Here is a 26351-nt window from a genome sequence, read left to right as displayed (position 1 = left end):
TTTCTACTTGAGAAACGATTGGGAAAAGCGGTTGAGCAAGTAAATCACCGGCCTTCTAGAAGGGCGGTGATTTCGTACAAAATACGGCTATTCCATCTGTTTCTCAGTTAGAGAAGCCTTGCGAAATCAGCCTTCTTTTTTGGTGAAATGCCGCTGATTTGCTCGTGACAGCCGTTTTCCACCAAGCCATCGAGGAAGCTGATGAAAAACCGCTGCTGCCCTTTATCAATGGGAGAACGCGTAAAAAGCAGAACCGTGCCACAAGGTGTTTCGAATTGAAAAATGACGTTGTAAAGCCGTGTTCTCGATTCAATTACCAGCTCTATAGGTCTTCTCATGTCGCGCTTCCCGCCACCGGGAGACAATTGTTCGCCAGCAGCGGTTAATCGACCTCGAGCCCTTCAAGCAAGCGGCTGGCGTAGACGCTGCAAAGGTGATGAAACACTTCGAGCAGCTCGTTCGGATCAGCGGCGAAAAAGGCGCTCGCTTCTCGTTCGTTTTCTTTGCGGACGAATTGAAATAAAAAATCGGTGGCGATGCGGTTGAACAACAAGAGCGCGCTGTAAGAGCGCTCCAGTTGGCGTTTTCGCTCTGTTTCATCGGCGATTTCGGCAAACGCCCGTCCATAGCGGGGGACCAGTTCTGGCAATCGGCGGTGGATCACACGCTGGGCGTCGGTCAGCATGGCTTCCATCGTGGTTGGTGATAAAAATGTCCGTTCTCGCAGCATGTAACCCCAAATTTGCTTCAACGCGTGGGCGGACTCGCCGGCAAACGCGATTTGGTCAAGCAAATTCGCGCTGTAGCGCTCGTTGTCGGCAGCCTGAATGCGGAGCTGCATAATCACTTCGAGCACATCAGAATGAATTTTTTCCTTCCGCCATTCTTTCGTCAGATCATGAAGCAAGATGGAAAGTAAGCGGGCCGCTTCCTCTTTTGTCATCGTCCGCCAGTCCTTTCGTGACAAAGTTCGTCTCCTTTTTCATTTTACAAACTTGCGACTGTAAAAGTCTACTGCTGGCGACAGATGCATGAGACGGGCCATACGGGCGATGGAGTTGGGAAACATAGCGGCAGAGCGTTACGATGTTCCATTGCCGAGTGAGGAACGTTGACGTATGATAAGATTAGGAACAAACGGATAAGGGCTGCGTCTGGAAGGTCAATGGAAAACGATAGTTCCTTACCGATGAACCTGGAGATTAAAAGAGCGGGTTCGGTCCAACGTTTATTACAGGAGAGGGGAGAGACGATGAAACCGTTGCGCTTGCGCGGTCACCATTTGCTTTGTGTGCACGGGTTTCGCGGCATGGGCTACAGCCCATCGTTTGTTGAAAAAATGTCGGAGATCGTCGCCCGTATTCGGGATGAAACCGACGATTTTCCGATTGAAGTCGTTGCGGCGCTCGACGAGGCGTGCCTCGTCTGCCCGCATCATGGGGAAACGACATGCGAAGCAGGTCCTGATTCTGACGCTCATGTCCGTTCGCTCGATGGCAATGTCATTCGCCACTTAGGTTTACAACCGGGCAGCGTGTACTGGAAGTCCGAACTGATTGAGCGGACGGCGGAGCGGGTCAAGCCGGATGATTTGGATGAATTATGCCGCGGCTGCTCGTGGCTGCCATACGGCGTCTGTAAAGAAGGGATCGCTAACGTCCGCCGCGGCAATGTGGCGCAAACGTGAGGCTCTAGGTGGCCGGTGATTGAATCGTGTATACCGATTGTTGCCATCATTTCTCAAATCGAAAAGTCTTGCAACACTGCGTACTTTTATTCATCGACCAAAGGAAACTAATGTTTTTCACCAGCCTTCTAGGGGGCTGGTGATTTAATGGCGTATACAGCTTTACCATGTCATTTCTCAATTAGAAAAACCTTGTTGCATCGATCTTGCTTTTCGCCCATTCCCCCATTGAGTAAGGGAATCAGCGGTTTTTCACCAGCCTTCTAGAGGTTTTCGAAAAACAGGAAGGCCGATGAAAAGACGCTGAGCCATCGCCTGTTGAATCAAGGCGGCCTGTTTCATCGCCGGTTTTCCGCCATCGCCCCAGCGGTTGGAAGGAGGATCATGGTGGCGAGGAGGCGTTCGCGGAAATTTCTAAAAAATGAATAGTTCCATGGGCGGAAAAATGTGATATGATAAACAATTATAAAGACTTTCGACAGAAAGGGTCATGCACGATGAAGGTAGCCAAATTCGGTGGAAGTTCGGTGGCGAGCGCCGCCCAATTCCGCAAAGTGGCCGATATTGTCAGCTCGGATATTGAACGGCGGATCGTCGTCGTGTCGGCGCCCGGGAAACGGTATAAGGACGATGTAAAGGTCACCGATCTGCTCATCCGTCTAGCGGAACAAGTGATGGCCGGCGAACCATACGGGCAGACGGTCGAGGCCATCGTAAAGCGGTATGCGGACATCGTCAACGAGCTTGGGCTTGAGGCCGGCCATTTTTTGGGCGAGCTCAACGATGATTTGCAATCGAAAATCAGCGCCTATCGCCATGAACCGCCTCGTTTGCTCGATGCCATGAAGGCGAGCGGCGAAGATCACAATGCCCGCCTCATGGCCCTTTACTTGCAAGATCGCGGACTGGAGGCGAGCTATGTTAGCCCGCTCGAGGCGGGCATCATCGTCACGGATGAGCCAGGCAATGCCCAAGTGCTTCCGGAGTCGTACGACAAACTCAACCAATTGCGCGACCGGCGTGGGGTATTGGTGATCCCTGGGTTCTTCGGCTATTCGCTATCCGGTCATATTGTCACGTTTCCGCGCGGCGGGTCAGACATCACCGGTTCGATCGTAGCGGCTGGTGTCCAAGCAGACGTGTACGAAAACTTTACAGACGTTGATTCGATTTACTGTGTCAATCCATCGATTGTGGCGGACGCGCGCAAGTTGAAAGAAATTACGTACCGCGAAATGCGCGAGCTGTCGTATTCCGGCTTTTCCGTCTTCCATGATGAGGCGCTTGAACCGGTCTACCGCGCCGGCATCCCCGTTTGTGTGAAAAACACGAACAACCCCGCCGCCCCGGGCACATGGATCGTCGCCAAGCGCAACCATATCGATGAACCGGTCGCCGGGATCGCGAGCGATACCGGTTTTTGCAGCATCAACATCAGCAAATATTTAATGAACCGCGAAATCGGTTTTGGCCGGCGCGTGCTGCAAATTTTGGAAGACGAAGGCATCTCCTATGAGCATACGCCGTCAGGTATTGACAACATGTCGATCATTTTGCGCGCCGATCAGCTGGCTGAAGGAAAAGAAGAGCGTATTCTCGCCCGCATCCGCGAGGAGCTGGCCGTCGACGAAGTGACGGTCGAGCACGGCTTGGCGCTTATTATGGTCGTTGGCGAAGGGATGGAAAAAACGATCGGGATGGCGGCGAAAGCGACGACGGCGCTTGCGAAGGCGAACATCAACTTAGAGATGATCAACCAAGGATCGTCCGAGGTCAGCATGATGTTCGGCGTCAAGGAAGAAGTCGTCAACGAGGCGGTGCGAGCCTTGTATCATGCGTACTTTCAGGAGCTGACCGTCACTCAACCTTCATAGGTGCACCGACTTTTTTGGTTCTTGCCCTTTAGGAGCGGTGATTTCGTACAATCGGTTTCTCAGTTCGAACAGCCTGACGGAATCAGTCTTCTTTATGGCGACATGCCGCTCGTTTGCTTATGGCTGCCGTGTTCACCGCCTTCTTTCGCCCGCGCTTGATGCGCCCAAAAAGCCGGGAGGCGCGAGACGGAAAAGATCCATGGGCAGTGTGATCTGTCGTTCGCCTAGGCATGAAAATTCCGCGCCAGTTCGGCATTTTGAAGGAAAAGACCCATGGGCAGTGTGCTCTGCCCTCCGCCCGGGGATGAAAATCCCGCGTCAGCGTGGCATTTTCAAGGAAAACATAGCGAAAATCGCGAAGAGGTTCTGCTCGATGTCAGCGGACCTCTTTTTTTGTTTGAGGGTAGAGCGGGGAAAGCGCCGGCGCGGAAAACCGGCTTAGCCAACGGGTGTCGTAGGTAGTGAGGAAATCGCGGTCGTTTGGATCGGTGCGATTTTCTCGCGCTGCTGTACATAAGAAGACAAAACGCGGAAAATACTACCAGTAGAAAAGAAAGCAGGTGAAAGGAGGAAACAACGGTGTCGAAAAGGCTGATCATCATTGCGTTGGTGGTGGCGCTCTCCGCCTTTCCTTTGAAAGCGGACGCCATCAGTCGGAGCGAATTGGAGCAGTATGCCGCAAGCGTCGGCTGGACGGTGAGCGACTTGTTGGCTTACTTGGACCGATACGGGTTGACGGCCGCTGACTTTCGCACGATCGATGAGCTGAAGCAGTGGGTGGGCACGCCGCTGACCGAACCGCTTTTTCATGACGTGCTGCGCCGCCATCGGCTGACTGTGGAGGAGCTGGAAGCGCTGCTTGGCCAGTTTGGTGAAACGGTGCAAGATTACCCTTTCGTCGAGGACTTGGATCGGGCCATTCGCTTTTACTCGCAACATAACGCCGCCATGCAACAAATCAATGACTTGCTTGGAGCGCTCGGCATGAACGAGCAGGAGGTACGGCAATTTTCCCGCCATGTCGCTTCGCTTTCCGATCCGCAATTGCCGGGCAAATTGCGGGCGCTCCGTGCGCGGTTGCGCCCATTTGAGGAAACCGAAGGGCCGTGGACGAGTGAACAGCGTCGCGAACTGAAGGCGATTTGGCAAGAAGCGCTCGCCCTTCTGGAGCTAAACGCCCATCGCTCCGCTGACTGGCCCGGCATCAAGGCAGCGGGGGCCGAACCGCTCCACGTGCGGCTATACAACCGCCAAGGGGAACAAGTCGCTGATGTCGCCCTGACAAGGGAGATGCTCTCATCGGGCTATATCGTCCGGGCTGGGGAAAAAGGAATTGAGGCCGGTCTGCTGGCGTTGGAGATGAAAGGGGCGATGTACGGCGAGAAACTGCCGGAAACTGCTTCACCGTACTTGGCGCGCACGTTGGCTGGGGCGCTGCTTGCCTGTGCTGGCCTCTACCTTTATCGGCGGACCGCGCGGTGGCGGGGGTGAGAGCGGATGAAGCGCAAACTAGCGGCTGCTTTCCTTTCTTCGCTTCGCCCGATATCTCGTTGCGCGGCGCTCGTTTTGCTCGTCATCGGGATTTGGCTGGTCGGCTGGAACGGGTATTGGTACATGGTGGGCTGGAAGGCCGCTAAGCCGGATCGAGTCCTTTCTTCGCTAAAGGAAGAGTCCGGTTCGAACGCCAACACGCCCGTTTCAGCTGACTGGGCCGGCAAGCGCGCGAAGTCTTCTCCTTCCTCGGCGCTTGGCGCTTATCTCGGTGAAATGACGATTCCGAGACTCGGAGTGGTCATTCCGGTGTATGAAGGCGTTCGTGAACAGGAGCTGCGCCGTGGCGTTGGCCATTATCCAAACAGCGCGTGGCCAGGAGGCGAGGGACATGTGGTGTTATCGGGGCATCGCGATACGGTGCTACGCCGCCTCGGTGAACTGGGAATTGGCGATGCCATTATCCTCCGAGCGGAAGGTGCTGCCGTTCATTATCGCGTTGTCAACGTACGCATTGTCGATGACGAGGATCGGACCGTTCTTGTCGACAAAGCGCGTCCCACCTTGACGGTGACAACGTGCTATCCGTTTCATTTCATCGGCCGCGCTCCAAAACGCTATGTCGTCATCGCCCGCCCGGTCCGCGTCGACCGTTTGAAACTTTGAGCTTGTCTCCCCGTCTCTAGAGGGGCGGTGATTTACTCGCGCAACCGCTTTCCAGCATCGTTTTTCAAATAGAAAAGCCCTACAACAGTGCACACTTTTTTTCATCGACCAAAGGAAATCAATGTTTTTCACCAGCCTTCTAGAAGGCGGTGAAAAACCGCTGTCACACACCAATCGGCGGCATTTTCATTCAGAAAAAGATCCATGGGCAGCGCGCCCCACCTCCACCTGAGGATGAAAATCTGCGTCAGTTCGGCATTTTCACAAAAAACGAGGGTGTTCCGCTTTTTTCGGGCTTTCACCGAATTGAAAACAAAACGAGGGTGTTCCGCTTCGTTTCGGACACCCCCGCCAAAATTTATGGAGAACGGCGACCGCCTCCCGTCCAAGGAGCCGTGGGGTGTCACCGTTTCGCTTCGCGTGGCGCTTTGGCGTTTTGTTGGCTTTCCATTTGCTGACGAAACTGCTGACGAAACGCTTGCAGCAGTGCCTCGCCTTGCAGCCCTTTTTCTACGAGCCCTTCCAATACGATTTCTGCTAGGCGGGTTCGTCTCGGAATCATCAGCCCTTCCATCAAGACGCTGATATGGCCGTTCATTTTCGTGATCGAGCGGACAGCGACCAGCATGTTGGCGGGATCATTGCTTGGATTGGTGATCGTCACTTGCAGCTGAAACTCCGGTTGCTGCTGCAGGCTCGCAAACACCGGTTCATAGTCATCATCCAAATACGCTTCCACGAGCCAGCGGTTTTGCCCATCCTCTTTGTTGATAATCAACCCGTCGATAAACGGGATGTCTTGGCGCTGCCTTTCGCCGTCGATGACCGAGAGCCCGACGAGCTTGAACGTTTTCATGTCGTCCACCTCATTACCCGTTGTCTTACATCGATTATAGCATAGGCGATCGGGAGAGGAAAAACCGCAAATCGATTAGCATTTTTGTCGTTTAGTGACAAAAACAGCATTTTTGCCTGCTTTTTTGAACGAAAAATCGGCATGTTTCGCGGCCTTCTACGCATAGAATGCGCGAAAAAATGCAAAAATCGCGATTTTACGGCAGAAAACGGGATCATTTATGATAAAAATGCGATGGGCGGAAAGGGGGGATGTGTCGAGGCATGATCAATCAAGTCGTGTTGGTCGGTCGATTGACGAAGGATCCGGAACTTCGCTATACGGCCGACGGCGCCGCTGTAGCAACGGTTACGCTGGCAGTGGCAAGAAATTTCCGCAATGCGGAGGGAGGGATTGATGCCGACTTCGTTCCTTGTGTTTTATGGCGGAAAACAGCCGAGCATACCGCCAATTACTGCCGAAAAGGCTCAATGGTGGCGGTGACCGGGCGAATTCAGACGCGCCGCTACGACAATAAAGACGGCCAGCGCGTCTATGTCACCGAGGTGGTGGCGCAGTCCGTTCAATTTCTGCACTCCGGCAAACAACCTGAATGGCCGGAGCACGTCTGATGGTTTCCACATCATGCCTTTCCAAGCGAATCCCCAAGAGAGACAACGGATCCTCACAGACTCCCCAATGAATGGCGCTAGCACTAGTTGTTAGCGCTTTTTTTAACCCAGACAATAAGAAGGCGAGTGAAGGCAGAGGGAATATCAGCCTAGGTTCTGTTCAAGGAATACATCCTTTTTCCCAGTTAGAGGAGTTCTGAGCACTCTTTAATGATGGTGGCAATCATCGTTTCGATATGTTTGCGTTTTTTATCCGGCAGTTTGGCTAGGGCGTAAATGGCCGCGCTCATCTCTTCGTTTTGCAGCAGATAACTGAACGCTGTAAGCGCTGTGTCGCTTACGCCCGCCGCCCCGTATTGGTCGGCCACTTCGCGCAATAGTTCCCGCCGGCGCGCTTCGCTGCCGAGCAAAAAATCAGCGCTGACGCCAAACAACCGGCAAAGTTTCTCCAGCGATTGCACATCCGGAAGCAAGCTGCCATTTTCCCATTTGCTGATTTGTGAACGCGACACGTTCAATTGCTCTGCGAGTTGTTCTTGCGTCCAGTGCCGTTGCTTTCGCAATTGCTTGAGCGTTTCTCCGAGAGTTGTCATCGTTGGTCACCACGCTTTTCGTTCGTTACTCTTTAAAGATAGAAAAGCGCGCGGACGATTTCTGTTCCTTTTTTGATCAATGTTTTCAAAGTTTCTAAATTAGAACGTCTTTTCATATTCTTTCACGCCTCGACATCTTTCTCTTTTTAGGAAGGGCATAGTACAATAGGTAAAAATGGGAAATCAAAAACTAAAAGAGGGGGTTAAGGTGCATATTTATCTTGCTGATATTGTCGTATGTGAACGGAACAATCAGAAGCGGGCGAAACACGTATATCGCGTCTATATTAAAGAAATGAAAAACCCGTTTTCCGTGCAGCTGAAAACGATCGCCCCGTCCAGCTTTACGGATTCGCTTCGCTCCTTAAAAAGCGCAAACAGCCGGGAGTGCGCGCCCTTTGAGGAGGAGACGACGTTTCGGACCATCACCTGCTCGCCTGATGCTCAGCTCTATTTTGTCTTAAAATGCATAAGCCAGTTGTATATGTTTATCGTCAAGCTCGATCTCCGCCAGAAAAAGTTCACTGTCGCCCTCTATGAGTGGAATAGTCTGCAACAGAAATACATCCCTCTTCGCGTCGATGAATGGTTGGCGATGGAAAAACAGCTCATTTATGAAATCTTACAGTCGATCCACCTTGTCGAAGATCGCCGGGTATCGTATTGGCTGACTTGTCCATCACGCTCGAAATGAGACAAGCACCATTGCCCTCCCTTTTCCAAATGAAAAAATCATTTCCTTTGGCCCTTTTTGTCGGTTATACTAAAAAGAAAGAATATTGCCGTTTTTTTTGTCGTGGACTGGCCAAGCTGCCCGTCACGGTCAACGGGCGGAACAGACAGAAATGGAAGGGCGAAGGGAGAGGGTCAACCCGTGAAACCAAGTCATGTCGTCTTTACAGCCGCGATGGCCTCCGCCTTTTTTCTTGCCCCCGACGACAGCCAAGCGGCGGAATGGAAAAAAGGCATGAGCTCCCCTGAAATTAAACAACTTCAACTTCGTTTGCAAGCGCAAGGCTTTTTCACGTATCCGCAAGCGACAGGCTACTTTGGCGCCGTGACCGAAGAAGCGGTCAAAGCGTTCCAACGGGCGATGAACTTGCCGGTCACCGGCATCGTTGATCCGGCCACCTACGCGAAATTAACCGTGTCAGCATCAAGCCGTACCTTGGCGATCGGTTCGCGCGGAGACGAGGTGCGTGAGCTGCAACAGCGTCTTAAGCGGCTCGGTTATTTTCGCTACCCGCAAATTACCGGCTACTATGGCGCTGTGACCGCCGAGGCGGTTAAGCAGTTCCAGAGAGACAACGGGCTTGCGGTAACAGGACGCGCCGATCAGGCGACGCTTGAGCGGCTGAAGCAAACCGAAGGGAGCGTTTCGTCATCCGTTGGATTGTCAGTCGGTTCGCGCGGCAGCCAAGTCCGCGAGTTGCAGCAGCACCTCAAACAACTTGGTTACTTTACATATCCGAACATCACTGGTTACTACGGGGAAATAACGGCGGAGGCGGTCCGCCGCTTTCAACGAGCCAACGACCTGCCGACGACCGGTGTGGTCGACAGTCGAACGGCTGCCCGCTTGGCGAATGCTGTCAAGGCCAAAATTTCCCCACCGCCGACCAGTGAGCGGCCGTCGCTTCTTCTTTCGATTGGCTCGCGGGGTGAAGAAGTCAAGCGAGTGCAACAGAAGCTCAAAGAGCTTGGCTACTTCACCAATTCGGACATCACCGGCTACTATGGCACCGTCACCGCCGATGCTGTCCGCCGTTTCCAGCAAGCGGCCAAACTCCCCGTGACCGGGATCGTTGACAGCCAAACCTACGAACTCCTGCTCGGACAAGCCCCTGCGGCGAAACTGGACGTCATTGAGCTCGTCGCCGATGCGGCTGAACTGCTCGGGGCTCCCTATGTTTGGGGCGGCGATACCCCGGAAGAGGGATTTGACTGCAGCGGATTCATTTTCTACCTGTTCCAGCAACAAGGCGTTACCTTGCCGCGCACCGTCGCTTTGATGTGGAAGGCAGGCGCACCGGTTTCCGCCCCCGAAGTCGGGGACATCGTCTTTTTCGCCACGACAGCGAGCGGCCCATCGCACGCCGGCATCTATATCGGTAACGGCCAGTTCATCCATAGCGGCGCTTCGACCGGTGTCACGATCAGCCGCCTCGACCAATCGTATTGGAAGCAGCGGTACTTGGGGGCGAAGCGGTTGTTTTAGCATAACGATAACGATGACCAAAATGAGGAGGAAAACGAAGATGAAACATGCATCCAAAACGGCAGCCGCCATCTGCCTTGCAGCCGCTGTCGCCTTAGGGGGGAACGGGCAAGCGGTTGACGCCGCTGTCCAATGGGGGCACGTTCAATGGAAACAAGGCATGATCGGCAAAGTCGTCATTTTGCGCGACACGCCCCTATATCGCTTGAACGGCATGGCATGGCAATCCGCCATGACGGCGAAACAAGGGCGCGAGTATCGCGTCTACAGCCAAAAACGGGCAGGCACCGCCGTCTATTACAGCTTAGGAGGGGGGCTGTATGCCAAACAAGGGGACGCCATCCAATACGTGCCGTTCACTAAAGACGAGCTTCTCTCTCTTGTCGCCCGCTCATTGAAAGGGCAGTACATTCTTCAGGCCGGGAATGAATCCGCGCCGTTCGTTATTGAGCAGAAAAAAGGCAGCCGTCTGTTCGGTTGGTACTTATACGGCCAACGTATGTCCTTGCCGGTTGAAGGGCGAATCGACGGTGCGACGGTGACGCTCTCCATTTTCTTCAACGACAACGTCGAAGCGATTGCCGACTCGATCTCCTACTTAAAAGCATACAACGTGCCGAAGGAAGAGATCGAGAAAATTGCCGAACAGCTTGCCAATAGCGGGGATTACGCCATGCAGCTGCAATTTTCCATCACCAACAGCCCGGAACAGTTTTCAGGACAGTTCCGCTTTCTCGATCTGTACTTGAATGATCGCTATGACGTCGTCAAAATGACGCTGGGTCAACCGATGGATGTCACGGTGAAGAAAAATGATTGATGTTTTTGTACAACATATTTGCCAACCAAAACCACCAAAACAGCAAAAATATCGTTCTAAATTTCCATTGCCGGCATATTCATATCAATGTCGCCGTCGATGGCAATAATTTCAATAACCTATTCTCTAAAAAATTTGTATTTAGGGCTAGAAATTAGAAGAAAAATGTATTAATATAGGATACGTGGAGCATTGAGGAATTGTGCTCAGGTGTTAGCAACCGATGAAACTATCACTAGGCTCGCTGGGATTTAGTCAGTGAGGAGAAATGTGGATTGTGTTAGCACCTTTTAGACAGTGAATCTACTAAACTACTACTAAGTTTAGTAGTCATTGTCTGAAGTTTTATAAACAATGAAGGGGGATTTTCAGCTTTATGGACAAAAAGAAAGCAGTCAAACTCGCTACAGCCAGCGCTGTCGCAGCGAGCGCTTTCGTCGCAGCCAACCCGCATGCTTCCCAAGCAGCAACGGACGTTGCGACGGTCGTAAGCCAAGCGAAAGCGCAAATGAAGCAAGCGTACTATACGTACAGCCACACGGTAACGGAAACGGGTAAACTCCCGAACATCAGCGACGTTTATGCTGCTTACAACAAAGCGAAGCAAGCGTATGCGGACGCTGTCGCTGTCGTCAACAAAGCCGGCGGCGCGAAAAAAGACGCGTATTTGGCTGACTTGCAAGCTACATACGAAACGTATGTATTCAAAGCCAACCCGAAATCGGGCGAAGCGCGTGTCGCTACGTACATTGACGCTTACAACTATGCCGTCAAGCTCGACAAAATGCGCCAAGACTTAGATGGTGCGATCAAAGCGAAAGACCTGCAAAAAGCAGAAGAGCTCTACCACAAAATCTCCTATGAGCTCAAAACGCGCACGGTCATCCTTGACCGCGTCTACGGTCAATCGACGCGCGACCTGCTTCGCTCGCAATTCAAAGCCGAAGCACAAAAACTGCGCGACAGCTTAGTCTATGACATCACGGTTTCGATGAAAGCCCGTGAAGCGCAAGACGCCGTCAAAGCCGGCAACTTGGACAAAGCCAAAGCCGCTCTTGACCAAGTCAACCAATACGTATCGAAAGTAACCGATGCGTTCAAAGCCGAACTGCAAAAAGCAGCTCAAGACGCCAATGCGGCGTATGAAGCGGCGTTGCCTTTCAAAGTTGAAAATGTTGCTGTAGTGAACGCTAAACAAATTGAGATTAAATTTAATAAAGCAGTTGATAGTTCAACGGCTAGCAACAAAAACAATTATAAAGTCCAAAAAAGCTCTGATTCTACTGCTGCAACACTTGCGTCGTTGGATGCCTCCGCGGATATTTCTGTATCTGACGACGGCAAAACCGTGGTTATCACAACGACCAACGGAATTATTTCGCAGTTTGGTGTCGCTAATGACGCTCCATTTAAGTTTATTGTTCAAGACTTAAAAGACAAGTATGGCAAAACAGTAGAATCATATTCAACGAACTTAGTTGTCAAAGATACAGTAGCACCAACCTTGAAAGATGTTAAAGCTACTGCCAAATCTACGACAACGAAGGTAACACTTGTATTTAGCGAGCCTGTTCAAACAAGTGGTGCCATTGCATATGTCGGCGGTCAAGCGGCTTCTGTTCAACCAGGGGCAAATGTGAATGAAGTGATTTTGACGACCGCCCAAGCGCTTGAAGCTGGAAAAACATACGATTTAACATTGCTCAACTTTAAAGATTATGCAGATAATTTCTTGCAGCCGAATCCTACGTCGAAGTCGTTTACTGTAACTAGTGATGCTGTGGCTCCAACTGTACAAGATGTCAAAGTTGTCCGCGATAATCTCATCGAAGTGACCTTTGACAAAGCTATGGATGCATCGACTTTTGTTGGTTATACGCGTCTTCTTGATTTGAATGGAAACCCACAAGGCGGCGCAATTACACCAAGCATTAAACCTGGAACAGCTGGAAAAACAGTTCGTTTGGCATTGGGGACATCGGTGCCATTTAACGACAGCGGTGTGTTTTCAGGCACGCTTGTACTTGGCAATGGTATTAAAGATGTGAACGGCAATGCAAAATCGCCTACAACCCACAGCATTACGTTGACGAAAGATACAGTGCGTCCAACAGTAGCTGGCGCCTCTTATGTTGCTGCTAATGGTCAATATGCTGGAAATACGTATGCTAATGGTGCTGTTGTCTTGAAATTCAGTGAAGAAGTGGCGAAAATTGCTTCGGCTTCGGACTTCAAATTGATCACAGCTGGCGGCGAGGACGTCACAACACGTCTGAATTTGAGCGGTGCTGTACCAAATGCCGATGATGCTAGAGAGCTCATTATTCCGTTTAACAGTGCTTTGAGTGCGGGGACGTATACATTGCGTGTTGGCAATGATGTAGTAAAAGATTTGTCCACACAAGAAAATCGAAATGTAGCGTCTGTTACAACATTTACAGTTGGAGCTTCGTCGGATAGCACCAAACCAGTAGTGGATGCGTCAAGTGTTTCAGCTACACCAGCTGCAAATCAAACGTCCGGCACAACAATCTCGCTCACGATGACGGATAATGTCGGTTTGGATTTGGCTACAGTTCAAGACGTCAACAATTATTTGTTGAATGGTAAACCGCTGCCATCGGGAAGCTATGTCACGATTACTCATAATAGCGGTAGCACTAGCAGTGCAGCGACGAACGTTACAGTTACCTTGAATATTCCAGCCAAATCTATTGTCAAAGATGGAACCTATGCCTTAAACATCAACAATATCAAGGACAAAGCTGGAAACATCGCAGATCCAAAAGTAGCAAATGTGAATTTGAATGACGATGTTTCACCAGAATTGAAAACAGCAACTATTTCTAGCAACGGGTTGCTTGTGCTTGGCTTCTCCGAAGCTGTAAATGCTGTTGCACAAAACACGCCGGCGGATTTCCAATTTGTAATCAACGGTGTGGAAGTTCCGGTTGCATCCAATGGTAGCATTGTTCAGTTTGCCGATGGAACAGGAACTGATAATGGCAAGTATGTTGTCACCTTTAGGGCAAAAGTGGATACGGGCGCTGATAATAATGCAGCAACTACTGCAGACAACCGTTTGTATTTAGATGTAAACGGGAATAACCAATTTGATTCCGGCACGGATATTCTTGTCCAAACCGGAACAACTACAGCGGTCGGTAATGCAACTCTTGACATTAATCTGCTATCTGCTTTAAAAGTGAAAGTTGTGAACAATGCTACTGTAACCGACCAAAGTACGCTTCATAATCCTATTCAAGTTGGAACAACCATTACTGTTAAATAATATTGCTGGAAAGAAGGTTAAATCCCTGTATGGACGGGGATTTAACCTTTTTCTATTGTTCATATTTCACACCGTAACCTTTATTTTTCACGATCAATGAAAGCTGCCGATGATTGCGAAGCTCGCGGAGTTTTGATCGGGATGAAAGGACAAATCGTTTTCTTTCAGTTGTGACAAACTCGTTTGACTCATTTTCTTATTTGATCAATATCTTCGCAACTTGGTTTGATCTGGCTCATTTAGGTTGCCGATTTTCGTCGTGAGAGCACGAAATAGGTGTGAAAAAGAAGGGATATGATGAAGAATGGAGAAATAAGGATGATGGAGGCGATGAATGATATGGTCGCCGGTTAGGTGAAAAAATGTGCTTTTATGCACCAATGCATAAGAAGAATCACGAGGGGCGAATGGTTGTAATGAATCGTAGGGCAATAGCGTCGAAAGAAAGGGAGAGAGAAAAGGTGAACGTGCTCGAGTACCAATTTGCCCTTACCCCCGTTTTTCATTTCATTGCCGCGAAATCGATGGAAGCAGGCTTGTATTTATGCGATGGTTATGCCAAGCAAACCGTACAGTTATGGATGAAAGATCCGGCTGTTGAAAACGAGAAGAGGCGGATTGGAGCGATCCAATATGAAGGATCGAACGATTACACAGCGAAAGAGCCGAGTATGGTTAGTTGGCGGTTTGAACGAGCGTTGCTTCCCGATGGGCTCAAACAAGAATTGGAAGCGATCTCGGCGTTTCGCAGGGATCGAAACGACGGGCCGCCCGTCAATCCGCGTGCGCAATCCATTGCTTTTAAGTTTGAAGCGTTGACAGACGCTGCCAAAGAGACGATAGAGAGGATTGCGGCTGTTCTTCAGCGGTACGCGTGAACACGGTCGCGCTTTGGGGCGTTTTTCGATCGGTGCGACGAGTGATTTGATCCATGATGGTTTTGCTTTTCCGCTTGCGATGATCCCAAGGAAGTCGCGTGGCGTTGGCCGGGCTCGATGCTGAAGGGACTGGGTGAATAAAACGGCGATATTGCCGTTGGTGGGACATGCTGCGTATATGGAGTCGCTTGTCGAGTGAAATTTGCCAATCAAATAGAACATGCGTGAACCATTTTGGTAGCATTCAGGTGCTCACTGATGGTGAAGGTGGAGCGAGAAAAGGAAACGGAGGATGAGGAACGATGAACGTATTTCAACTGAAATCCAAACCCCATGGGTTTCAGCGGTACGAGGAATTCATTCGTGACCAAGTGATCGGGATTGGCTGGCCGTTGATTGGCAATTTAGATGGCATCAATAAGGATGAACTGAGAGAGCGATTGCGCCGTGTGTATCATTATTCAGGAGCGAAGCTTGGCAACGCCCTTGGCGCGATCTGGGCGTTTGTCAATACAATGGAACAAGGGGATATCGTGTTGGTGCGCAATGGGGCATGGCTTAGCATCGGGATCGTTGGCCCCTATCGCTATGTGAAACATCTCGACAATGATATCGATGGGTTTTGCCACCAACGATCGGTCGAGTGGAAAGTCATCAATGAAAACGTTCGCTTGTATAATGAGAAAGTGCATGAAACATTGCGAAATCCAAGAGTTGTAACAAAAAGCAAATATGCGGTACACGAACTTCAGCTAGGAATTTAACGGGAGATGCCTATGAACTGAGCCAAAGGCCAAAAATAGCCATTTCGTCTCACTTCCTCGCGAAGAAAATCATGGTACCATCATGATGAAAGGTACAGCTAAGGAAACTTAGCGTCACAAAGCTATAGGGGCTAAGGGGAAACCTATGCCAGCCAGCTGCCATTACCAAAAAATAAAGGAGGAATTGGTAATGTTAAAGAAAGGATGGCCGATGTTGGTGGCGTCGATGCTCGTCGCCTCTCCGGCGTGGGCGGCCGCCAAGCCAGCAGGCAAAGCGCATGAGCGCGAAACGATGGTGAAGAAAGTAGAAATCGTCGTCAAGAAGAAGACGGAACAAAAGGAAGGAGAGGCGAAGAAAAAACAAGAATCGTCCAAGCAGCAAAAACTGCTTGCGCAAAAGTTGGCGCAGTTCAATAAAAAAGTAAGCCAAATTGAAGAGCGGCTCAACAAAGTGACTGCTCGCATTCAAGCATTGAGCGAAGCGGAATCGTCAACGGATACGCAAACGACGCCTGCGGATCCGGCGTCAACGGGCGAGCCGTCCACTTCTCAACCGACAGAGGCCACAGCGGCAACTGACTCTTCGAGCGGACAAGCCGTAGCGGTTAATGACGCTGCCGCTCCCGCTTCCAGCGGGCAAACGGTAACGGAGGCATCGTCTCCGACTTCTCCATCACCCGTTGATGAAGACCAAGCAGAACTCGATGAAGAAAAACAAGCGCAAATCGATGGTCTCATCGGCCAGCTCATTGCCCTGTCCAACCAGCTGCGGGCGGTGACGAATGAAATTCGCGCTCTTGAAAAGAAAGTCGGCGCCAACAACGCCGATATTCAGAAGGTCAAAGAAAAAGTGAAGGCGTTGAACGACCAAGTGCAAGCGAACAAAAAGGCGTTGCTTCAGTTGCTGTAGAAATCAAGGGAGAAGGCGTCCCAAACGTTGGGGCGCCTTTTTGCATTAACGGAAGGACGTCCCTATTCCTGTTTTTAAGGAAAAAATGAATGTAATCAAGAATTTTTGCATGATTTTTGACATAAACTAATCATATATTCCGCTTTTTGAGGAAACATACATGGAAAATCAACCGTTCTTCATTTATAATTTATTGTAGAAGCAAGGTTAAACGTTTCATGAAAACTTCACGCGGATCATCCCATTGAGCATCACAGGGATGTTCAAGGTTGGATTCGTCATTGTAGATAGTAGATATATGGGAGGTGAAGTGTATGGTAAATACAAACAAAATTGTAGGCCAGAATGTCAAAAAATATATAGAAGGGAAAGGCATTAAACATTCATGGGTGATGGAACGCACGGGTATTAAGAAGACAGCTTATTATAATTTCTTGAAAGGCGAAGGAAATGTGGAGGAGTATGTTGCAAAGATCAATAAGCTGTTCCGCATTACCGATCCGTTCTTTTTTTACAAAGCGGATATGGAATTAAATGAAAAAACATTTGAACGTAGCCGATCTGATTCATTTATGAATTATGTGGCCCTTTCGTTTCACGGTGCAGAGGACGAAGAATTCAAAAAGGGCATGCATCTTTTCAGCGAATTTGTTGGACTGATCGATGTGTTAAAATCAGTGACAAATTCCGAACATCCAAGGGGGTAGTCCATTGATTACAAAAGATAATCTTGAAATGATTCTAGAGCAGAACAAAACACATTTGCCGAAAATGAAAAGGGCAATGGATCGTATTTACTCCCTCGGAGATCCTCTTGCTCATGTAAAGCCGCTTGATTTTATAAAAACGTATCTTTACGAGCATGCCAATGTGTTGCAGTTTCCGATTCAACATGCTGACTATGGTGGGCTTGTGTATTACTATAACGGTGATTATTATGTCCATATTAATACCGCCCAGCCGAGAATATATGAAAATTTCATGTGGGCGCACGAGTTTTATCATTTCTTTTTTGATAGAGATCAAATTAAGAACCCTGACCAAAATTTTATCATGATTGATCATATTTATGATGAAAAAGAGCAGCTTCCTAATCTTTTTGCTGCCGAATTTTTAATTAATGATTTTGTGTTGGAAAGAAGTTTTCGATTTTTGGAGACCGCTCACATGAAACAATCTCTCCCCCAAAAAATTATGCGATTAATCAGTGTTTTCCAGATCCCGTACAAAGCGTTAGTTGTGAAACTTGCTCAAAACGAATTGATCACGATGAACGAAGCAAAAGATGCATTGGACTATGATTATAGAAATCGTATTCCCCATGATATAGACAAATCATTGTTCGAGCCTAGTTATACGATAAACATCAGCGGGTTTGATGAATTATATGAAAAGGCAAAAGGATTGATGTATGAGGAGGATCTTCAATCAATTAAAAAATCTTATGATCGGCTATATGAACAAGTGTTGGCGTCAGTGCATGATCAAAGGGGGACGAAAGGATGAAGGTCCTCGATTCCCCAGTTTTAGAATCCGTTCGCCCGTTTATTTCAGATCATACGGAGCAATTGTACCAGTCACTAAACGAACACCGAGCGTTTTATATGTTCGATAATATGATTTTAACGAAATTCAGAAAACAAATATCAAATTTGCCACTTTTGCTTCAAGCGTTTCATCAGTCTCCGATTTTTCTTATTCCTGATGCAGTGTTAGAAGAGTCTTGTAGGAATATACGCACAAAGGAACGGTATGATGAGTATTACTTTGAGCTTTTCAAACAATTATCGGCGAAGAAACAGCTGCATATTCTATCGATGCAAACCATTTATCACTTATTAGAGAAAGGAATGACGAAAAAGCAACGCATATTGGATGTGATGAAACAACTGGCTTTGCAAGCTTTCAGGGTAAATAGAGATATTATTCATAACCTGGAACGATGTGAATTATCCTCCATTTCGGATCTTCCAAAATTGAGACAAATCATTTTACATAACGGAAATAATGCAGGAGAGCGCTTTATTTGTTTTTTCTCATTATTGCTTGTTCATCAGTACTACGGTCCTGCCTATATATGTAGTGATGACGGCAAAGGTGTATATACGATGTATAATACTTTTGTAAATAACGAAAGTTTATTTGGAATATTAGGTATCGATGATTTTTTCGGATTTAAACAGCAATACATCCTGCTGTCTTATGACCGTATTCTACAATTATCCATTCAGAATACGAAATTAAGCTCCGAAGAAATTTCAGCGATTTTCAAACACCAGCGTTTTTTATGATTATTTCAAAGACAGCCCGACGAATGAATTCGGGCTGTCAAAAACGGCGGGATTGATCGAGCAGGCGCGCGCTTCGGCGGACAGTATGCGGTCGGCGGCGGGTATTACGTGACCGACATCGATACGCACATCCGCTACGAAACGCCGTCAAAGGAGAAGTTGAAGTTGGTGAATGGGGAGTAAGCAAGAAAGTGGGGCTGTCCGAATGATGGGGCAGCCTCGCAAATAACGGTAGGAATTTTACTTATTGTCGGCATATAATAATTATGGAATTGAAGAAGTGGAAATAGGCGGCCATAAAATAAGCATTTATCATCGCGAAAAAACGATTTGCGACATTATTCGATATAGAGAAAAAATGGATACAAAAAATCCTCCCGATGTTCGTCGGAAGGGTCGAAAGATGAGAATCAAGCACACTGCCTTGCGCTTTCTCAGCAGCGGACAAGGCAGTGTGTTTTGTCTCCATGACAGAGGAATGATCATGCCATGGCTGCGACGAGTCGCTTATTCAGTCATCGCCCTTCGCTCGAGCGGATCGCTTCTCCTAGTTATGGCTGGACGGCAAGCGGGCGAACGGCTGCGGAAACAGTTGTTTTTCTCGGAACCCAAACGGAAACCGAACCGCCATTGACTTTGAATTCTCCCCATCCATCACTGTTGATGGTGACGGTGTCACTCCGGTTGCCGGTAAGGTCATAGAACACTTTTCCGGCATGCTGTTTGCCCACGTACATCCACTTGCTTCCTCCAGGTCCATCGGTAATCAGCGCGGCGAGTCCGGAGCCGGGTTTGTCGGCGATGCCTTCCCTTGTCCAGCCGATGATATCCTCATGATCCAGATAATCATGCTGCGTTCCGTAAGCGTAATCACGACGCGCGAGAAGGAGCGGGTCTAGTTTGCTTTTCAACGAAGGGATGTTATATTGCGGAATGCCATAATAGTCGCCATAAAACACGCATGGATACCCTTCTTGGCGCGTTAAAATAAAGGCGTAAGCTAACGGTTTGAACCAAGGATCCACCCATGATTGCAACGCTTGGCCGGGTTCCGTGTCATGGTTGTCGACGAAGGTGACGGCCAAGGTCGGCTGGTCTTTCATGAGAGTATCGGTCAGTAATGTGCGCATGTCAAATGCGCCCCCCGATTTGGAAGCGGTATAAAATTTGTTGTGCAATGGGGCATCGAACAAAGACATGGTTCCGTTTGTTTTTGTAATGTAATTGTGCAATTTGTTAATGTCATAACTCCAATATTCACCGACGGTAAATAATGGTTTTCCGGTTTGAGAACGCACGTATGACAGCCAATCCGGGAAAAAGCTGAATTTGATATGTTTGACGGCATCAAGCCGGAAGCCGTCAACGTTGGTGGTGGTGACATACCATTTTCCCCAGTTTTTTAACTCGGTTACGACCTCAGGATGATCCATGTCAAGATCAGCATACATAAGATAGTCATAGTTCCCGTTTTCTGTGTCCACTTCCCAATCCCAGGCTTTTCCTATGCCACGGAATTTATAAATGCGGTTGAGCTTTCGGCTTTCGTCCCAATCGACGCCGTCAAAATGATACCAGCGCCACTTAAAGCTGGAGTAGGTATTGCCTCGACCGGGAAAGTCAAATTTCGCCCATGCTTGGATTTGATAGGTGCCGGAGATCTCTTGGTTGCGGTTGGATGGATTGACTTCGACGGCATCGACCCATTCCGTGCCGTCGGCGCCGGCCTTATGGTTGAACACGACATCGGCGTACACTTGCATTCCTGCGGCGTGCGCGGCTTGAATGGCTTGAAGGTATTGAGCTTTTGTTCCGTATTTGGTGCGGATGGTCCCTTTTTGGTTGAATTCACCGAGATCATACAAATCGTATACTCCGTATCCTACGTCGCTTCGGCTTGTTCCTTTGTAAGCGGGCGGCAGCCAAAGGGCGGTGATGCCAAGGCTGGATAAGTTTTTGGCTTCATTGGCTACTTTTGTCCATAACGTTCCATCATCTGGCAAGTACCATTCAAAATACTGCATCATCGTGCCGTTCAAAGGAGCGGCATCAGCCGATGGCGTTGGGCCGCCGAAGAACGAAAGGGCGAGCCAGCAGGTGATGAGCCATACCATCGCTTTTCGGCCTAATTTTTGAAACGTTTTCATGACATATTCTCCTCCCTTTCTTTATTACGCTGGCTTGGAGCATCTATGGCATAATCATTGGGGAAACGATTGCACAGAAAAGACAAGGAAGGTGGCGATGCATCCAAGTATGTCTACATTATAGTGGATTTTGATAGCGGTTTCAACAGCGAATTTTCAACAAATAGATCGGTATTTTTCTTTTTCAAAAACATGTTGAAATATTTAGTCGATTCTTATAATATGAAGTTGAGGAAAACGTTTTCCTTAATCTATTTGTGCAAACGTTAGCATGAAAACAGAAAGGGGAGAAGAGAATTGGGAAGAGAATGGGGGAAAAGCGAGGTGTCCCGGTTTTGAAAGCGCGGAGACGAAGGAGGATAGGATGGATTTTGGCAGGTGTGTGGCTGGTTCTTTCCCCGTTCTGCTCGGCGGTTGCTTACGGGAATGGGGAGGGGCAGCCAGTTGTCAGCGCGGCCGGTTCTCCTGAGCGAACAGTCACGCTTGTCGGGACGCTGCAGGATGAATTGGGTCATACAAAAGAATGGGATCCGTCGGCTGCAGCGACCGTGATGCATGATGAAGGCGACGGGCTTTATACATTAACGGGAACGTTGCCGGCGGGGACGTATGAGTACAAAATCGCCATCAACGGCAGCTGGGATGAAAACTACGGTGCTGGTGGGCGCAACGGTGGAAATCTTACATTGACATTGAACGAGCCGACAAAGGTAACGTTTTACTACCATGACCGCACTCATGCCATCGCTGACTCGACTTGGTATGCGCCGATTCCAAAGGAAAAACAGCCGCGTCTGGTCGGAACCGTATTGCCGGCCATCGGTTATGAGACAGACAATAATGGTTGGACTCCGGCCACATCGACGGCCTTCCTCAAGGATGACGATTTTGACTCCGTTTATGCGTTGACGGCGCAGGTGCCGAAAGGATCTTATGAATACAAAATCGTGCTTGGAACCAATTGGGATGAAAACTATCCGCAAGACAATGCACGGTTAAACGTGTTGGAGCCTTCCACTATCACGTTCTTTTTCAATGCGAAGACGAAAGAGGTCTATACCGATTACCGCCCGCAAGGTTCTGATGGAATCGTTCAAAAAGAGCGGCTCAAGCATAACACATGGGATGCGCTGTACCGCCAGCCGTTTGGGGCGGTGAAAGCGGGAACGAAGGTGACGCTTCGCTTAGCGGCGAAAAAAGGCGATTTGACGAAAGCGGATGTATATGTGAAAAATACGACGACCGGCACGGCCAAAGTCTACACGATGGAAAAAGTCGGCGTACTCGGGGACGATGAATATTGGGAGGTGGCGTTCACCCCTTCTGCGTCAGGGGTGTACGGGTATAAATTTATAGCGCAAGACGCTGGAACGAAAGTGGAATACGGCGAAGATACGCAAGAAGGGCAATGGGGGAAAGCAGTGGACAGCCGCGCGGAGCTGTTCCAACTGACGGTGTATGATCCGGATTACAGGACGCCCGACTGGATGAAAGAAGCGGTGGTGTATCAAATTTTCCCGGATCGGTTCTTCAACGGCAATCCTTCCAATGACAACAGCAAGCAGCAGGCGCGCGGGACACAGCCGATTGAACATCGCGCTTGGTCGGAGTTGCCCGATAATCCGCGCTTGAAAGGAACGAGCGGCTACGATGGCGACGGCGAATGGTCGAACGACTTTTTCGGCGGCGACATCGCCGGAATTAGACAGAAGTTGGACTATTTGCAGTCGCTTGGGGTGAACACGATTTACTTAAACCCGATCGCCACGGCGCCCTCGAACCATAAATACGACGCAAGCAATTACAAAGAACTCGATCCGATGTTCGGGTCGCCGGAAGAGTTTCAGGCATTTGTTCAGGAACTGGCGCAACGAGGGATGCATCTTATCTTAGACGGGGTGTTTAACCACGTCTCTGATGATTCGATTTACTTCGACCGTTACCACCGCTATCCGACCGTCGGCGCCTATGAATATTGGGAAGCGGTGTACGATTTGATGAATGAGAAAGGATTGAGCGAGGAGGAAGCGCGGAAACAGGCGGAGGAGACGTTCAAACAACAAGGACAAACGTTCAGCCCGTATGGGTTTCACCTTTGGTTCCATATTGAAAACAAAAAAGTCGATGGGCATTATCAGTATCAGTCGTGGTGGGGGTATGACAGCCTGCCGGAGTTTAAGTCGGTGACGGGGGAAAAGGTACCGTATCCGAGTGAATTAAACAACGATGCGCTCGCGAACTACATTTTCCGCGAACCGGATTCGGTGGCGAAAAGCTGGGTGACTCGCGGCGCCTCCGGCTGGCGGCTCGATGTGGCCAACGAAGTGGATGCGGCGTTTTGGCGCGAGTTTCGTCAAGAGCTGCTTCACGGATCGTACGACCGCGGCCCGACGTTAAAAGAAGGGGAACAGCCGCTCATTTTAGGGGAAATTTGGGATGACGCATCGAAATATTTTCTAGGCGACCAGTACGATTCCGTGATGAACTACCGGTTCCGCGGGGCGGTGCTTGACTTTTTGCGAAATGGGAATGCAGAAGAGGCCGATCGGCGACTGACGGCCATAAGGGAAGACTATCCGAGCGAAGCGTTTTATGCACTGATGAATTTGATCGGCTCGCACGACACAGCGCGGGCGGTCTTTCTGCTTGGGAACGGAACGGATTCATCCGAGCGGGCGGAGTTTGATCCGAATTATAATGAAGAACTTGGGAAAAAGCGGCTCAAGCTAGCGGCGATTTTGCAGATGGGATATCCGGGAGCGCCGACGATTTATTACGGCGATGAAGCGGGAGTAACAGGCTCAAAAGATCCGGACAACCGCCGCACCTATCCGTGGGGCAGCGAAGACGAAAACTTGTTGGCGCACTATCGGAAAGTCGGCCAAATTCGTCAACATCATTCGACATTGCTGGCCCATGGCGACATCAAGACCGTGTATGCGCAAGGGGATGTATACGTTTTTGCCCGCCAATACGGGCGTGACGTGGCGCTCATTGCCGTCAACCGTGGCAATGAGGACAAAACGGTGGCGCTTGACGTCGCTTCGTTGCTTCCGAATGGCACCGTGCTGACGGATGAGTTGCATGATGGCGGAAAAGCTGTGGTCGCCAGCGGAACGTTGACGGTCACAATTCCGGCCTTGGACGGACGGATGATGTTTGGGACGGTGACGGCAGAAATGCCTGCGGCGGTCAGAAATTTGCAGGCAAGTGCCGCGATTGGCCGCGTGACGCTTACTTGGGAAGGGCAAGCGTCGAAGTATCGGGTGTACCAATCAACCATTCAAGGGGCTGGTTATACGTTAGCGGCGGAAACGAACGAGACTTCCGTGACGATCGATTCGTTGGCGAACGGGACCGCGTATTACTTTGCCGTTACCGCCGTCGATGAGAACGGGAATGAGTCGCCAAAGGTGGAAACGAATCGCGTCGTTCCTCATTATCCGCTGACGAGCGACAATGTCCAGTTCGTGACTACGTTAAGCGATGCTACACTCGATTTGTCCCAGCCGCAACCGATCGATGTCAAAGTGAACATCGACGGTGTGACAAGCAAAGGAGCAGCCGATGGATTGCAAGCGGTGTTGCAAGTGAAAGGGCCGCATGACGAAGCATGGAAAGAATATAGAGCGGCTTACCAGGGGCAAGATGGCGACGCTAATGTGTTCCGTGCCGCCTTCACCCCGCTTGTGGCAGGGGCGTATACGTATCGCTACGCGCTGACGACCAACCTTGGCGAGGATTGGGTGTATACGGAAGCCAAACAAGTGACGTTTGCGGCCGACTCCAGCGACCAAAAAGTGCCGGCCGAGGCGATTGAGCTGACACCGCCGCCTGTTGAGTCAGGGCAAGTTCATTTGTCATGGCAGTTTGTCGGAAAAGATGATGCGGATGCATACTTGCTAGTCATCGAACGCAATGGAACAGTCATTCATATGACGACATCCATCAGCACATCGTTCGTTGATTACGGGGTCGAAAACGGCACCGAGTATACGTACGTTGTCAAGCTGTATGACCGCGCTGGAAATGTCACCGCGTCCAACACGGTCAAAGTGAAGCCGGACATTGTGATGGTGAAAGTCATTTTTAAAGTCAAAGCCCCAGACTATACGCCGCTAGATGCCCGAATTACGATTCCGAACAGTTTGAATGGCTGGAACACAGGGGCGTGGGAAATGTCGCGCAACGGAGCGGTGACGCCTGATTGGCAATTTACAACTGAAGTGCAAGAAGGGGAAACGATCACGTATAAGTATGTGAAAGGCGGGTCGTGGGATCAGGAAGGACTGGCTGATCATACGCCTGCAGACATTGGGGATGATGATGTCAGTTATTATGGATACGGCTCGATCGGCACGGATTTGAAAGTGACCGTTCACAATGAAGGAAACAATACGATGATTGTGGAAGACCGCATTTTGCGCTGGATCGATATGCCGTTGGTCATCGAAGAGGTACAAAAACAAGGGAGTCAAGTGACGATCAAGGGCAATGCCATTAAAAACGGTGTTTTGACGATCAATGGCGAGCGGGTGCCGATCAATGATCAGATGGCATTTGTCTACACCTTTACGCCGGCTCCGCAGCAAAAAGAAGTGGCGATCCATATCGAACCGTCAGCGGAAAGCAAAGCAGCCGTGTTCAAAAATGATGGTGGAGCCATTGCGAAAAATACGAAAGATTACGTGCTAAATTTGGAGACGAAGCAGTTGCGTGAAGGCCAGTTGACGACGTCCCCGCCTTCAGACGGTGGAGGGCCTTCCCAAGGCGGAGGCTCGTCAGGCAACGACACCTCTCCGGGCAGCGGCGGCCCACCGGATGGCACATCCCCTGGAGGAGGGGTTCCGCCGGGTGGTACAGCTCCGCCGGGAAACGGAGCACCTCCATCAGCACCGCCGCAAGAACAGTCTCCATCGAAACCAAAAGAGAAACCGAGAAAGCCAACCCCTCCTCGGGGTCACGTGAAAAAAGTCTACTGGGACGGCGTGGAGCTGAAAAAAGGGCAAATCGGCCGCTTGACGGTGCAAAAGCCGATCAATCTATGGAAACGGACGAAGGATGGGCGCCTTGTGTTCGTCCGCATCTTACAGCCTGGGGAAGTATACCGCGTCTACGGGTATGACGCGCGCTTTGGCGGGCAGTACGCAGTCGGCGGCGGGTATTACGTGACCGACATCGATACGCACATCCGCTACGAAACACCGTCAAAGGAGAAGTTGAAGTTGGTGAATGGGGAGTAAAAACAGAAAG

General features: G+C 49.8%; 21 protein-coding genes and 1 riboswitch. Of the genes, 16 read left to right on the top strand and 5 right to left on the bottom strand.

The window, feature by feature from the left end; translation table 11 throughout:
• Window positions 1–107: 107 nt before the first annotated feature.
• The gene (locus tag ACTVIM_RS15770) at window positions 108–338 is read right to left on the bottom strand and encodes a hypothetical protein (RefSeq protein WP_445613155.1); all 231 of its coding nucleotides are present in this window, start codon (window positions 336–338) and stop codon (window positions 108–110) included.
• Window positions 339–382: 44 nt separating this feature from the next.
• Window positions 383–943 carry a hypothetical protein gene (locus ACTVIM_RS15765; protein WP_033842983.1) on the bottom strand — a complete coding sequence of 187 codons (561 nt, stop codon included), beginning with the start codon at window positions 941–943 and terminating at the stop codon, window positions 383–385.
• A 309-nt stretch (window positions 944–1252) separates the two neighbouring features.
• Here ACTVIM_RS15765 and ACTVIM_RS15760 point away from each other — a divergent pair, with 309 nt between their 5' ends.
• The 4 genes from ACTVIM_RS15760 (at window position 1253) to ACTVIM_RS15745 (ending at window position 5718) form a co-directional block, all read left to right on the top strand.
• Window positions 1253–1687, top strand: coding sequence for a DUF1284 domain-containing protein (locus ACTVIM_RS15760; RefSeq protein ID WP_033842984.1), 435 nt, complete (start codon window positions 1253–1255; stop codon window positions 1685–1687).
• 497 nt (window positions 1688–2184) lie between these two features.
• A complete protein-coding gene (locus tag ACTVIM_RS15755) occupies window positions 2185–3561 on the top strand; it encodes an aspartate kinase (protein WP_033018391.1) in 1377 nt (458 codons plus the stop codon).
• 579 nt (window positions 3562–4140) lie between these two features.
• Entirely contained in the window at window positions 4141–5052 is a 912-nt protein-coding gene (locus ACTVIM_RS15750) for a processed acidic surface protein (protein ID WP_445613154.1), read from the top strand.
• Between the two features lie 6 nt (window positions 5053–5058).
• A complete protein-coding gene (locus ACTVIM_RS15745; RefSeq protein ID WP_445613153.1) occupies window positions 5059–5718 on the top strand; it encodes a class D sortase in 660 nt (219 codons plus the stop codon).
• Window positions 5719–6121: 403 nt separating this feature from the next.
• Here ACTVIM_RS15745 and ACTVIM_RS15740 read toward each other — a convergent pair whose 3' ends face one another.
• The gene (locus ACTVIM_RS15740) at window positions 6122–6574 is read right to left on the bottom strand and encodes a YwpF-like family protein (protein WP_445613151.1); all 453 of its coding nucleotides are present in this window, start codon (window positions 6572–6574) and stop codon (window positions 6122–6124) included.
• A 263-nt stretch (window positions 6575–6837) separates the two neighbouring features.
• Between ACTVIM_RS15740 and ssb the strand changes: the two genes are divergently transcribed.
• Window positions 6838–7185, top strand: coding sequence for a single-stranded DNA-binding protein (gene ssb, locus ACTVIM_RS15735; protein WP_033018399.1), 348 nt, complete (start codon window positions 6838–6840; stop codon window positions 7183–7185).
• A 185-nt stretch (window positions 7186–7370) separates the two neighbouring features.
• Here the strand turns inward: ssb and ACTVIM_RS15730 are convergent, their stop codons facing one another.
• Window positions 7371–7778 (bottom strand): helix-turn-helix domain-containing protein, encoded by a 408-nt coding sequence (locus ACTVIM_RS15730; protein ID WP_445613148.1) that lies wholly within the window; start codon window positions 7776–7778, stop codon window positions 7371–7373.
• Between the two features lie 208 nt (window positions 7779–7986).
• Between ACTVIM_RS15730 and ACTVIM_RS15725 the strand changes: the two genes are divergently transcribed.
• The 10 genes from ACTVIM_RS15725 (at window position 7987) to ACTVIM_RS15680 (ending at window position 18951) form a co-directional block, all read left to right on the top strand.
• Window positions 7987–8472: a hypothetical protein gene (locus ACTVIM_RS15725; RefSeq protein WP_445613147.1), complete on the top strand. Its 486-nt coding sequence runs from the start codon at window positions 7987–7989 to the stop codon at window positions 8470–8472.
• Window positions 8473–8652: 180 nt separating this feature from the next.
• The gene (locus ACTVIM_RS15720) at window positions 8653–9996 is read left to right on the top strand and encodes a peptidoglycan-binding protein (RefSeq protein WP_445613146.1); all 1344 of its coding nucleotides are present in this window, start codon (window positions 8653–8655) and stop codon (window positions 9994–9996) included.
• Between the two features lie 40 nt (window positions 9997–10036).
• Window positions 10037–10816 carry a hypothetical protein gene (locus ACTVIM_RS15715; protein ID WP_445613145.1) on the top strand — a complete coding sequence of 260 codons (780 nt, stop codon included), beginning with the start codon at window positions 10037–10039 and terminating at the stop codon, window positions 10814–10816.
• Between the two features lie 376 nt (window positions 10817–11192).
• Window positions 11193–14108 carry an S-layer homology domain-containing protein gene (locus ACTVIM_RS15710; protein ID WP_445613144.1) on the top strand — a complete coding sequence of 972 codons (2916 nt, stop codon included), beginning with the start codon at window positions 11193–11195 and terminating at the stop codon, window positions 14106–14108.
• Between the two features lie 461 nt (window positions 14109–14569).
• The gene (locus tag ACTVIM_RS15705; RefSeq protein WP_445613143.1) at window positions 14570–14986 is read left to right on the top strand and encodes a hypothetical protein; all 417 of its coding nucleotides are present in this window, start codon (window positions 14570–14572) and stop codon (window positions 14984–14986) included.
• Between the two features lie 302 nt (window positions 14987–15288).
• The gene (locus tag ACTVIM_RS15700) at window positions 15289–15750 is read left to right on the top strand and encodes a hypothetical protein (RefSeq protein ID WP_445613141.1); all 462 of its coding nucleotides are present in this window, start codon (window positions 15289–15291) and stop codon (window positions 15748–15750) included.
• Between the two features lie 81 nt (window positions 15751–15831).
• Window positions 15832–15914, top strand: a riboswitch (cyclic di-GMP riboswitch).
• A gap of 26 nt (window positions 15915–15940) precedes the next feature.
• Entirely contained in the window at window positions 15941–16660 is a 720-nt protein-coding gene (locus ACTVIM_RS15695; protein ID WP_445613140.1) for a hypothetical protein, read from the top strand.
• 314 nt (window positions 16661–16974) lie between these two features.
• Window positions 16975–17367, top strand: coding sequence for a hypothetical protein (locus ACTVIM_RS15690; RefSeq protein ID WP_445613139.1), 393 nt, complete (start codon window positions 16975–16977; stop codon window positions 17365–17367).
• Between the two features lie 4 nt (window positions 17368–17371).
• Complete coding sequence (locus ACTVIM_RS15685) at window positions 17372–18166, top strand: ImmA/IrrE family metallo-endopeptidase (RefSeq protein ID WP_445613138.1); 795 nt, start codon at window positions 17372–17374, stop codon at window positions 18164–18166.
• A complete protein-coding gene (locus ACTVIM_RS15680; protein ID WP_445613137.1) occupies window positions 18163–18951 on the top strand; it encodes a hypothetical protein in 789 nt (262 codons plus the stop codon). Before ACTVIM_RS15685 ends, ACTVIM_RS15680 begins: the two co-directional genes overlap by 4 nt.
• A gap of 551 nt (window positions 18952–19502) precedes the next feature.
• Here ACTVIM_RS15680 and amyS read toward each other — a convergent pair.
• Entirely contained in the window at window positions 19503–21098 is a 1596-nt protein-coding gene (amyS, locus tag ACTVIM_RS15675) for an alpha-amylase (protein ID WP_445613136.1), read from the bottom strand.
• A 371-nt stretch (window positions 21099–21469) separates the two neighbouring features.
• Between amyS and ACTVIM_RS15670 the strand changes: the two genes are divergently transcribed.
• On the top strand, window positions 21470–26341 hold the full coding sequence (locus ACTVIM_RS15670) for a pullulanase X25 domain-containing protein (protein ID WP_445613135.1): 4872 nt from the start codon (window positions 21470–21472) through the stop codon (window positions 26339–26341).
• Window positions 26342–26351: the final 10 nt, after the last annotated feature.

Source organism: Geobacillus sp. YF-1 (assembly GCF_052692335.1).
The sequence above is the reverse complement of the archived record's forward strand: the minus strand, read 5'-3'. Positions and strand labels throughout refer to the sequence as shown.